This is a genomic window from Coraliomargarita algicola, assembly GCF_033878955.1.
Lineage (GTDB): Bacteria > Verrucomicrobiota > Verrucomicrobiia > Opitutales > Coraliomargaritaceae > Thalassobacterium > Thalassobacterium algicola.
The window spans coordinates 4434819-4447027 of record NZ_CP138858.1 but is presented as its reverse complement, the minus strand read 5'-3'; the positions used below and the strand labels follow the sequence as shown (position 1 = coordinate 4447027).

Here is a 12209-nt window from a genome sequence, read left to right as displayed (position 1 = left end):
TAAATTTCTGACTCATACCTATCTTACTCATACTCCCATTTATGCACCCAGGGGTCCATTGTTTCCGTTTGAAATTCTTTAAGTTTCTTTGAATAGAACTCGACCATTTCGGCATACTCGGGATGCGATGCCAAATTCACGACCTCATCAGGGTCGTTCTCTAAGTCATAGAGTTCAAACTGTGCACGCTGTTTGTAGTCAGCCACTTTCCGCGCACCAAAATACTCCGACTGATCACGACGCACAGCTTTCCATGAGGCCGAATCCCACAGATCCGAAGCAAAGGGATAGGGCAATTGATAGGCCACATTCCATATAAATTTATACTGATGAGAGCGCAGTACCCGCATCGGGTAATAATTTGTAATCTCATGAAAAGTGTGCGACGCATAAATCATATCGCGCCCCAGCGACTCAGGTGCCTCCTGCAATAAGGGCAAAAAAGACTGCCCATGAAAGCTCACATCACGCGGTGTGGCATTGGTCAAATCAAGGATCGTCGGTGTGATATCAACCCAGCTAATTAACTCCTCTGAAACCTCCCCCTGGCGCTTTGATAGGGGCGCCTTGACGATCAAAGCTAGTTGCATCCCCGCATCATAGAGAGTCGTCTTTGATCCGGGAAATGCCGCCCCATTATCTGCCATGTATATAATCAGGGTATTGTCGTATTTACCTTCTTCTTTGAGAATTTGAATCAAACGGCCAATGCCGCGGTCCAGACGTGCAATGGACTGATAATACTGGGCCAGTTCCGCACGCACCTCCGGCGTATCACTCAAAAAGCTAGGAACGATGACTTCCTCCTCGGAGAATACATACTCTTGGTCGCCCGCAAACGAGCTCTCGGGGTTGCCGAAACTGTTCGGCTGATGCGGGTTCGATGCCACAATACGTCCATCGCGATGCGGATTAAACGAGCACCAGTATAAAAAGAATGGCCCCTCCTCAGCGATAAATTCCCGACACGATTCAGAAGCAGCGACATCATCACGGTCAAACTCTCGTTCCTCCATACCATAATCAAACGGATAGACGGACTCGGGGGCATAGTGCCTTTTACCGACACGTCCCGTCCGATACCCGGCCTCACTTAGCATCGCTGGCAGACTCTGAACAGATTCATAGCTGGAGAAATGGTGATAGGAGTGTGTATGACCAAAAGTGCCATTTGCATGATTGTGTAAACCAGTCAATACCGCCGAACGACTGGCCGCACATGAAGCGGAGGTGCAAAAAGCATTGTCAAAACGAATGCCTGCATCAGCCAGACGGTCCAGATTCGGAGTTTGGACCACTGGGTTTCCATAGCAGCCCAATGCCTCGCGTCCATGGTCATCGGACATCATGATCACCACATTGTAACGAGCCTGCATAGGCTCTCCCGCTTCCAGTCCGACTGTCAGCAAGAATAGACCCAATAGCCTTCTAATTCCCCTACTATCCATGGCTTAACTCCTGTATCGATTCAACGCGCCCAGACTCCACGTTCGGCCCCTTTCGAAAAAGCGCCGGAGTGGCCCCTTCCAACTGATTATCATAAAACTCAAAGTAACCCACATTATCGAGTTGTAGTAGATCAGAATGTGCCAGGTTAAAGCGATTATTAATCACCCGGATCTTGTCGTGATATGCGGGGGACCCCTCTCTTGGACGACGATGAGCTGTCACTTCAATCACTGGGCGCCCCGTGGCATAACCGCAGCGCTCAAAGGTGCAACCTGAGACTTCGACAAACTCCGATGGACCGGATTCATGCCATTTTCCATCGACCGCTCCACTCACTCTGACCGCCTGCCAAGGCGTGCGGAAGTAACAATTCAAAATTCGACAAGCTCCATATGCATTAAACAACACACCGCGTGATCGGTTATCGCGCATGGTACAGTTTTGAATCAACACCTCAAAATCCCGCTCTGCCCGCATCACAAGCATATGTTCCAATTTTAGACCCTCTGGTAACCGACTAAAAGTGGCTTCGATAAACTCACGATTGAGCATCTCTGCCTTCAGAACCTTAGCTTCAAATAACGAACTAAGCGAACGTTCATCGAAGAATCCTGCGACGTCTCCGGCCTTTAAATTCTGCACTCCGAACTGTTGAAAATGCATAATTCGCAGTTGAAGTGTATGGCCCGACTTCACCCGTTCCGGGCGCAAGAAAGCTCCGTGTATATTGACCGCATCATCCATCTGCCCTTCCATCAGGCAGTCCTCAATCGTCACCTTGCCCGAACAATCCACAAAGTGAAATGCATCGACAAAAACAGAAAATACTCTGTCTGAGTTTGGCCGGCACATCACGCGCACCTGCTGCAAATCAATATCACGACAAGTCTGCGCAATCACCCCCATCCCACCGGAATGATAGATATCGACCGCATTCAGGGTAATGGATTCAGAATCAACTAGCACGACACTTGGGGCCCAACGCTGCTCGTGCTTAATAACGACCCAATTGCCGACCTGAAACTCATTCTCCGGATGATAATTTGAAAACAGCCGGACATGCCCCACGCCCAAAGCTTCCGCTCGACTCCAATCCCGAAAACCGAAATTATCGCGTGCGCCCGCCGCGGGTGCGCGTGTCTGCGCGTCAAACTCCAAAAGGTTATCAATCTTTGTAGAGAAAAAGCGATCCCCGGTAAACACCAAGCGCTCATTACTAACCTCCACGGGATAGTTCGCATCAAATTGTAGATCCAATGATCCTTGCCCAACCCCAGTGATTTTAGCTTGGCTCAAGTAAGGACGATCCCAATCGATTGCCAAATCACGTAGGACGATATTCTTGGCATTCTTTAAATAAAATGGAATCACCCGACCATGAAAAATTAGCTCCGCACCATTACCTTCGACAACAATCCCCTCCAAACCTTCTAGATTAAGAAAGATGCGTTTCATACCCGAATCGTGATTCGAAATATAGCAGTATTGTTCCGGCAAATAATCCGGACGAATGTGATGCACGCCAGCGGGTATCACAATCTTACGAGCGCGGCCTTCGCGACAAGCCGCCACCGCTGCGGTCATTTGCTCAAGAAAACTCAGAGCCTCTTGTTTTTTCAGTGGTTGTATCATGCTTCAACAGTCCCTTCTTTTTCGCGACGCGCCTTTAACTGCGCCTGAATTTCACGTACACGACCCTCCTTTAAGGGATATAATAATAACAAGAGCATCGCTAATGAGATCGTCACCACAGGTATCGTAGTGAAGAAAAGTCGCATATAGAAAATGGCGTCTGCCGTCTGCTCTGAGCCGAGTGCCACATCAAAACCAGACCAGGTCAGAACATAACCGGAAATAATTAAGGCTCCGGACATCCCCATCTTAAACACCCAGCTATTGACTGCGCTATACATACCCTCACGACGTTCACCGGTTTTTAATTCATCCAAATCGACGACATCGGGGATCATTGCATTTATCAGAGTCCAGGTAGCCGCTAAGCCACCGGACATAACGATGCCAGGAATCACACTCAACCATGGGTTCTCAGGTGTAAAACATACCCACTTAAGAGCCGAACCGATCACCGACAAGCCCATCGCTATCAACAATGTTCCAGTCTTACCAATATTACGTGAGATCTTGGTGAGAACCGGCACTGCCAGCATGGTGCAAACTTGCGAACTAATCCCTCCGACCGCCATCAGCGTCCCTAGAAAAGGCGTCTTCTCCCCACCAAAGATATGGTAAACCGTTACATAATACCCCAGCTGCACGACCATCATTAAACCAGTCAACATCAGTACGGTAATGGCACAAATGATCAAAAATGGCACCTCTCGTATGGTCTCCTTAAAACTCTTGGCCAAAGAAATTTTTGCGACCACTTTACCCCGCTGCTGCTCAATGATCGAATCATGCTCACGGGCAAAAAATGCTGGGATCAATCCCATGGCAATAATCAGAGCACCGACCATCATGCCCGCATAACGCATCCCCTCCGCCATACTCTCAAAGCGATCCAAGGTAATCAGCCAATAAATCCCCGAAACGGCAAAAGCCCCAACCTGACTAAGCACGGTACGGTAGGCCATAACCGAAGTGCGCTCGTTGTAATCAGAGCTCATCTCCATCCCCAGCGCCATGTATGGCACCGAAAAGACCGTGAAAGCCAAAAAGAAGATCAATGAAGTGATTAGAAACCAAAAGAAATACCCCATCTCCGAAAGCCCGGCAGGAAAAAGCCAAATCGCCGAAAAGGTAATGCCACTCAACATAGCTCCTAACGCAATCCATGGACGACGCCTGCCCCACTTGGAGCGGGTATTATCTGTCACACTGCCCATGAATGGATCTGTCAGCGCATCCCAAATACGAGAACCCCCTAACACCCAACTCAACAAACGTGGGTCCACCCCCATGCAATCGTTAAAAATCGGACTCGCAAACTGATTACAACTGCGTGCCATAACGACATAAGACATCATACCGCTCCCATAGGCCATTTTACGCCAAAAGGGCACTTTGTCAGAGCTGGGAGTTGCGTGTTTGTCTGGGGAATTGTCCATGCAGGATTGAGCGGGCGCCCCAGGATAAAGGGACGAATTTCTTGTTTACCAAGACAATCCTCCTATGCGCCGAGTCAGGCAAACGCATAAGATTGCGAAGAATGTTTACGCAACCTAAACGTTCACATCCTTAGACAATCACAACTTCAATGGCATTTCGTAAAGACTTCGATCTCCCCGTGGAGCTCCAACTTTACGTGTGCTCTGTCCTTCCACCCAATGGCCCTGACAGACCAAATGTCCCGGACTTTCCGGAACACCTGTAGTTCTGGTATGCATCACCCCGATCAAGGTATCCACCGCGGTCACTCCTAGAAATTCAGCTTTCTGATCAATCCCAGACAATTCCATATCCACACCCGCCACTTGCTGACAATCCAGCAACGCAAAACCAATCTCCTCCGGGCATTGAAAACCTGCCTGCTGCAGCATCGAAAAATCAGTAGGCAGACCAATCACCACATCAACCTCATGCTGCTGAACCCACTGTTCAAATGCTTCCGGATCCGATTGATCATGCATGAAGATGGGAATCTCTCCAGCTCCACTACGAAACTTGGACCACAAGACATAAGCTGAAGTCCATCGATGACGGTTCCTGGTTTCCGTAATTCGACTCAAGGACAGACCAATCCGCTCATAACCAAGTTGCTCTAAATGATAAAGCAACTCAAACATCGCTGCCAAATGGCTATGCCGCACCAAAGTCACCTTCGGATCGTCCAAGAGCTCATCCAAGGCAACCACACTGAATTGACTCCAATCCATATCGATCGATCGCCGACCATTTGAGAGCAAATTCGCCCCCGTAGGCGCAATCAGAATACCATTTATCCCACGCGCATACAGCATCTTCGCCAAATCCACTCTAGGCTGCAGTGCCCAAAAAGGCTCTAACTCAAAACCAAATTTCGCGGCACGCTGCTGCGCCCCCTCAAAACAGCTCTGAATATGTGAAAAACGCTTCCATCCATGCTCAGTCTCATGCGTCGTCAAAAAGGCAAGTCGCTCCCCCGTAGTGAACTTGGTCTTCGCCACAGCTGCCATCGCAATCGATACATTCGGATCCGGCACATAGCCCATCTCCTGAGCCAACTCTTCGATGCGATGCCGGGTCTTTTCCGAGACACCCGCAGAGCCACGCAGTGCCTTTGAAACCGTCATGCGGGACACGCCGATACGCTCGGCTATTTCACGCATAGAAACTTTACCCGCTTTTTTCATTCTTAGCAATCATAGGGATGTAGAAATGCAAAAATCACAACCTCAAAACGGATACTGTCCCCACATAAAACTCAACTAAGCGGGCCGACTCATAAATCAAGCTTGTCGGCGAACAAAAACGACGACCACACTCGCAAGACCCAACAATAAAGCAAAATTCGAGGCCTCGGGGATGTAGACGATCTTCGCACTCTTTAAATGCCCTCTAAATTGGTATTTATCACCTCCGCCATGCCCGCCCACACCGAAGTAGATTGCAGAATTCACCCCCTTGAGGCCAGAGTTGAAGGCAACCGCATCGGGAACTAAACTTGTCGTATGTTTCGTCGCACCATCATCCACCGTCAAATACATGCTTTGCCCATCCCAACCAGCGATCAAATTATAAGTATGCCCGCGATAAACACTCCCCCCTTCCAGACGATTCCAGTCTCCATGGCCATCTCCAACCCAGAACATCAAGACTCCTTTATTAATGTAGAGCACCGCGCCCTCTCCGGCATCATCGCGGCTACTATAGATAGCACGATACCCTCCGGTCGAATTGACCTTCAACCCAGTCAATACAAGCTGCCATGTTTCACCTTCTCTCACCGACCACGGCTCCAGAGCTTCACTGTAATCAACCCTCAAATGATCGACGGGCCCTCCATTAAAAAGAGCCCCCTGCGAGCGATCAAACGTGACACCTCCCATGTTTGACAAGTCATACGCACCAGCCAGGTCCTCCAATGGAGTCTCTACCTGTGAAAAGTCCCATGAAGCAACCACACGATCCGCCAACAAAACCGTAAACGGAAGGAACGCTATGCTAAATATAAGGATGCTTAATTTCATAAAGTAAACAGATTCAGAGTTCCGTATTGCGCGCCGTTGCGCCCAGACACCGAGCGCCACACAACACCACAAGACTTCCGTTCGAGACGAATGTCCTGCTACATGCAAAGAAGCCAGAAACATGCCGCCGGGCATTACCGTCAAAACAATTTGGAAACGACAAGTAGTTACGTAATCTTCAGATCAATCCACTACGTATACACACAAGGACAGCCCGCCCCACAGAATACAACGAATCTTCCACAAGTAGGTTACGTAAACAAATCACTCCAGGTTATATCATCGTTTTTATCATATTTTGCATCTTATATCACAAATTCAACTACGGCAGTAGATTCTCCGAATCCTTGAACATAGTCGGCGCTCAAAACCTTGGAGCTCCCCAGCAATTGAAACGTAACATCGAACCACATTTATTGACCCAATACAGAATATGAAAAAACGAGTCAGTTACCTTGCAGCCATTCTCAGTAGCCTCAGTATCAGCTATAGTGCCTGGGCCGAAGCCCCGAAAGCAAAGCCCTATTTATTGTCGAATGAGTACATCGGGCGAGAGTTCTCACTGGCCGATAATCATCTAAAAACCTCTCAAATCTTAAACCATCGCTCGGGACAGGTGATTCAGCCGACTAGTTGCGACGAGTTCCAACTACGCATCTCAGAAGGCACTCATACCACAGGCACTGATCAAATACTGACTACCAGTGATTTTATTTGCCTTGATGTTCAATCAGAAGACGAAGCGGGCCAAAAAAGCCTGGAGTTCCTGCTGAAGAACGAAGCCCACGGTCTGAACCTTAAAGTTCGCTATGAACTTTCACAGGATGACTTCTTCATGCGAAAGCAGATCAAGATCATCAGTGAGCGTGCAATTACGCTGGAACGGATCGACGTCGAAGCGATCAGCACCAGCGATGCGTATCAACCCTATACGATGCGAGAGATCACCACCTCGAAAAGCCGTGAACTTAAAATGAGGGGATGGCGCCCAGGATTGGGACAACCGCTGTTTACAACAGAATCCGGCACCTTCTGGGGCATTGAATTCCCAGCCGCTGACAATATGGTGGTCGATCAGGAACTCATCTGCGGTTACCAATATGGTCATGAGCTTACGCCGAACAAGAGCTACACCAGCTACAAAGCCGTGATGGGCGCTAGCGATGATCCCGCCTTCAATTCGGACGCGTTTTACGAATACATCGAAACGATCCGCGTTCGTCCGCTCCGTCTTCAGATTCAATACAACAGCTGGTTTGACTTCCACAAGGCAGTCACCGGACCCGACTTCATCGCCAGCGTAGAAAAGGTGAATCAAGAGCTCTGCGTGGAACGCGGCGTATCCCCACTAGATGCGTATGTGATCGACGATGGCTGGCAAGATTCACCCAAAGGTGCCGACTGGTCACAAGAAGTTTGGCCCGTTAATAAGAAGTTTGATCCTGCCTTTGAAAGCAGCTTCGCAGCGGCCGAAAAGGTGCTGTCTAAGCTCGGCATATGGTTGAGCCCGCAAGCTAATTTTGGTGCGCGTTTCGCAGTGCCTTCCATGCGTAAAGCGAAGATGGGAGCTCTCAAGACTTGGATGTCACTGGCCAATACGCCGTATATGGACAAATTGGAAGACCGCTTGGTCGAACTGACAAACCAGGGATTTTCGTATTTCAAATTGGATGGCACCTTCGGGAATCTTCGCACACGTGAATTCGACATCGACGGTGCCGAACACGGAGTGCCCGTTATGCCACAACTCGGCACTGAGGGCTTGAGTCCCGACGACGAGCGCTTGAATGACAACAAGTATAACGAGCTCAAAATCTACTACCTCACTGTCGGCACCGAGCGCCTAATGAAGACCTTCAAGTCTATGAGCGAAGCCAACCCAGAGGTGTATATCGTTATTTCTAATGGTGCTTACCTCAGCCCTTGGTGGCTGATGCATGTGGACGCGGTTTGGATGATCAATGCCGGCGATGCGGCTGGTGGCAGTGGACGCACGGAGCAACTCGTCTACCGCGACGGTGTCTACCATGACATTTGGGTCAAAGAAAATACGCACTACCCAATGAACGCACTCTTCAATCACGAGCCGAAAAAGACAGAAACCGGCGAGAGCAGAGAAGAATTCGAAAGCTACCTCTTGATGAATATGTCGCGTGGCACAGGATTCATTGAATTGTATCTCAAGACACAAGAACTGAGCGAGAGCGATTGGGATGTGCTCGCTGAAGGCCTAAAATGGGCCGAAAAGGCATTCCCCACTTTCACTCGCTCACGCATGCATGGCGGCGATCCGAAAAAAGATGAAGTCTATGGATTCACCGCATGGAACTCAGAGCAGGGCTATATATCCATCCACAACCCTGCAGACAAAGCACAGGCATATAGCATCGTACTCGACAGAAAATTCGGTCTAATTCCGAGCGAACAAGCTTTGCGCTCTCATCGCCGATGCCCCAAAGCCTCGATGGGCTCAATGCTAGCTACAGCTTCGGAGACACGATCACGATCACCCTGCAGCCAGGAGAAATTAGAATCATCGATTTCAATAAAATCGATTCACTCTAAACTCGAATCAGCCCCGACAAGCCATGCGCAGGAGCCAAGCATCCAAATCGCGGGCTCCTGCGCAGAGCCAGACGGCATAAGAATTAGAAATCTAATCGGGTGACCGAGCCTTCCGAAGCTGTATCTTGAAAAGAGAATATCCAACTAGCGACGACGCTTCAAAATAAAGCCCAAGCCTGCCAGCCCCATCAATAATCCATAAGCAGAAGATTCAGGGACAGCACTCACAACAACATTGTCGAAATAAACATCCGTCTGTACATTACTTGTGATATTGGCAACGAAACGAATCGTATTGCCAGATGCTAATCCAGTCAGGGTGAAGGATTCGCTGTTCCATTGGTTATCAGCAGTTTCGTCAACTGAATCTGAGGTGAACACATTCCCCCCCCCAATAAAACCGACATCGTAGCCGAGCTGGTATTAGCTCCGTTCACACCAAGATTCCAATCGAACGAGACATTGTATGTGGTCCCTTCCACCAATGTTAAAGTTTGCTCTGCATAGCTACCATTCACATTCATGTTCAACAAATAGCTTCCATCGCTAGCCTCTTGATTGAAGAAATTACCATCACCAACGGACTCCGAAGGCAACACAGTGCTGTTATCGACGGTCCAACCAAAGGTTCCGCCCGTAGTTGGTGTTTCAGTACCCGCTGCTTGAGCTGCGTTCGCAAATTCAAAACTTCCGTTAAAAACGACGCTTTGTGCGTTCACTGTCAGCGAAAGCAGTGGAAGCGCGGGCAACAGGATCGCAAGGGACTTAGGTAGTGTTTTTTTCATGTGATTTACTTTATGTTTTTGGTTCTGTATGTGGTTAGCAGGTAGCGATCATAATTCATAGTTGTGACCATGCGAACGATTCACGCAAAAAAATCTAAGAAAATTTGACTGCTTCCTCCTGATTTTGTCGACTAAACGGACACAACTCGCTTCCATAAACAGCTGTAGAACATAAACTTCAAGATGCACAAAGGCTACCGCACCTCGTTCTCCCAGCCCGAGGCAAAGCCCCCCTACTCTCCAACTGGCTCAAAGATGAGGGTCTTCAGGTTGAACAGTGCTACCTTGTGCGCCTTGCCGAAACCGACCTGACAGTCGAAAGTACCGACCTGATTGAGTTCGATCTCGCCCAGATTCAGGAGCTCGTAGCGATTCCAATTTTTAGTCGCAGGCACGGTCGCGCTTAGCGTCGTGCCGTCGAGCGTGAGCTGCACCTCGCTGCCGTCATATTTATCGGCACAGGCATAGAGCGCCTTCACGCGGAAGGTGCCTGGAGCAGGCACGTTCATTTTCCAGGTCGCGGTGGCCTGTGGATCGGTCCAGAAACCGATATAGCTGTTATCCACCAATTTGATTTCCGGTCCGCTTAGCTTCGCCGCTGAAGCTTGTAACACAAGCTCGTCGCCCGAGAAGCTGTAGCCATCGATGGATGCTTTCGCGCTCTGCAGGCCTTCATATTCGAGGCGCAGCACGGTCGCATACTCCGTCGGCTCGAGGGTTGACAGTTCGATCACCGGGCCCTTTTTCGTGCGAATCAACGGAAGCACTTGCTGGTCGTAGGTGTAGGCCTGCGCCTCATCGAATTGAACATCGTTCAGCGTCAGTTTTCCGGACTGGGGCCAATCGAAAACATAGAGAAAGAGCTCGCCGGACGCCGCAGTTGCCCCTTGGGCCTGCGCCACGCGTCCCCAGACTTGTTCAGGAACGGCCACAAATTCAGCCTCGTAGACTGCTTCACTGTGCGCAGAGGTCCACTCCCCCATTTCTTCAAACTGCTGGATCGACATCTCCGGCCAGGAGCCATCGGCTTGCGGGCCGACGTTGAGCAATAAATTGCCCCCCTTGACCACGATATCGATCAACTTCTGAATCAACTCCTCGGTGCTCTTCCATTTAGTGTCACTCTTCTTAAAGCCCCAGGAGTGATTCACCGTCCAGCAGGACTCCCAGGCATGATCGAGCGCCGCACCGGGGGTAAAGTTTTCGGGCGTGCCAAAGTCTTTCTTGAACTGCTTCCGCTTGGAGACGCGGTTATTAATGATCATATCGGGGCTGAGCTCACGAAGATAGTTATAAAGATCGACGCCGTCATCCATCGTCCACCAAGGCGTCCAGTCGCCGTCGAACCACATGATGGCGGGATCATAGCGCTCGACCAGCTCCTTGAGCTGGGCCTTCATATAAGTGACGTAGCCTTCCTTATCGCGCATCGGCGGCTTGTTCGTGGCCTGCTCGGCAATCTGCGAAGGATGGTGCCAGTCGATGATCGAATAGTAAGTGCCGAATGCGATCCCGTATTTCTCACACGCGGCCTTCAACTCGCCCAAAATGTCACGGTTAAACGCGGTCGCCTCACCGAGGTCATACTCCGTGTAGCCGCTATCCCAGAGGCAGAAGCCCTCGTGGTGCTTGGTCGTAATGACCATGTATTTCATGCCAGCCTCTTTGGCCCGCTTCACCCAGGCGTCCGCATCGAGCGCGTCGGGACTGAAATCGGCCGCCAGCGGAATGTATGCTTCCGGCGTAATTTTGCCCCAGCGCTGGATCCATTCCGCATAGCCGCGGATCTCTTCGCCCTGCCATTCCCCTCCGAGGATCGAATAGACGCCATAGTGGATAAAGAGTCCGAACTTGGCATCCGTGAACCACTGCATGCGCTCCTGATACGCAGCATCCGTTTCCGGTGTGATTTCATTGGCGTGGGTCAAGGCTTGGCTCGCAAGCAGCCCCGATAGGACGAATGGAATGATTGGCTTCATAGGATTATAAATTGAACAAAGGGCTTCCTTCAATGAGAAACACATAGAGTAACAAAAGCGCCCCCTCCTGCCTATCACGTATAAAAGTTAAAGTATGAGTTCGAAGCTGAAGTAGCGACAACGAACGAGAAGCCAGACGTCAGGACTAACAAAACGGCTAAACCGCAAATATGGGCAGCAGTCCATGCTCCATCCGGCATGGCTTTCATTCTAGGCAACAAGTATAAAAAAAGGATGTGTTGATCTCTGTCTGCTGACGACTCTTTCTAGCATAATTGTATCAAAGCGCCCACCGCGCAAGA

Annotated in this window: 9 protein-coding genes; 1 reads left to right on the top strand and 8 read right to left on the bottom strand. The window is 49.8% G+C overall.

Features of this window, described 5'->3' with window-relative positions; translation table 11 throughout:
* Positions 1 to 23: 23 nt before the first annotated feature.
* The 5 genes from SH580_RS18300 to SH580_RS18280 form a co-directional block, all read right to left on the bottom strand.
* The gene (locus tag SH580_RS18300; RefSeq protein ID WP_319832265.1) at positions 24 to 1409 is read right to left on the bottom strand and encodes a sulfatase family protein; all 1386 of its coding nucleotides are present in this window, start codon (positions 1407 to 1409) and stop codon (positions 24 to 26) included.
* A gap of 31 nt (positions 1410 to 1440) precedes the next feature.
* Complete coding sequence (locus SH580_RS18295) at positions 1441 to 3081, bottom strand: alpha-1,3-galactosidase-related protein (protein ID WP_319832264.1); 1641 nt, start codon at positions 3079 to 3081, stop codon at positions 1441 to 1443.
* Positions 3078 to 4517, bottom strand: coding sequence for an MFS transporter (locus SH580_RS18290; protein WP_319832263.1), 1440 nt, complete (start codon positions 4515 to 4517; stop codon positions 3078 to 3080). The genes SH580_RS18295 and SH580_RS18290 overlap by 4 nt, the downstream gene beginning before the upstream one ends.
* Before the next feature lie 138 nt (positions 4518 to 4655).
* Positions 4656 to 5717, bottom strand: a complete 1062-nt coding sequence (locus tag SH580_RS18285) for a LacI family DNA-binding transcriptional regulator (protein WP_319832262.1) — start codon at positions 5715 to 5717, stop codon at positions 4656 to 4658.
* 120 nt (positions 5718 to 5837) lie between these two features.
* Positions 5838 to 6578: a hypothetical protein gene (locus SH580_RS18280; RefSeq protein ID WP_319832261.1), complete on the bottom strand. Its 741-nt coding sequence runs from the start codon at positions 6576 to 6578 to the stop codon at positions 5838 to 5840.
* Positions 6579 to 7011: 433 nt separating this feature from the next.
* Between SH580_RS18280 and SH580_RS18275 the strand changes: the two genes are divergently transcribed.
* A complete protein-coding gene (locus SH580_RS18275; protein ID WP_319832260.1) occupies positions 7012 to 9246 on the top strand; it encodes a hypothetical protein in 2235 nt (744 codons plus the stop codon).
* Positions 9247 to 9287: 41 nt separating this feature from the next.
* On the opposite strand, the gene SH580_RS22245 is transcribed toward SH580_RS18275, so the two are convergent.
* The 3 genes from SH580_RS22245 to SH580_RS18265 form a co-directional block, all read right to left on the bottom strand.
* Positions 9288 to 9371, bottom strand: coding sequence for a PEP-CTERM sorting domain-containing protein (locus SH580_RS22245; RefSeq protein WP_425607164.1), 84 nt, complete (start codon positions 9369 to 9371; stop codon positions 9288 to 9290).
* 86 nt (positions 9372 to 9457) lie between these two features.
* Complete coding sequence (locus SH580_RS18270; protein ID WP_319832259.1) at positions 9458 to 9928, bottom strand: hypothetical protein; 471 nt, start codon at positions 9926 to 9928, stop codon at positions 9458 to 9460.
* Positions 9929 to 10161: 233 nt separating this feature from the next.
* Positions 10162 to 11907 (bottom strand): alpha-L-fucosidase, encoded by a 1746-nt coding sequence (locus SH580_RS18265; RefSeq protein ID WP_319832258.1) that lies wholly within the window; start codon positions 11905 to 11907, stop codon positions 10162 to 10164.
* Positions 11908 to 12209 lie beyond the last annotated feature (302 nt).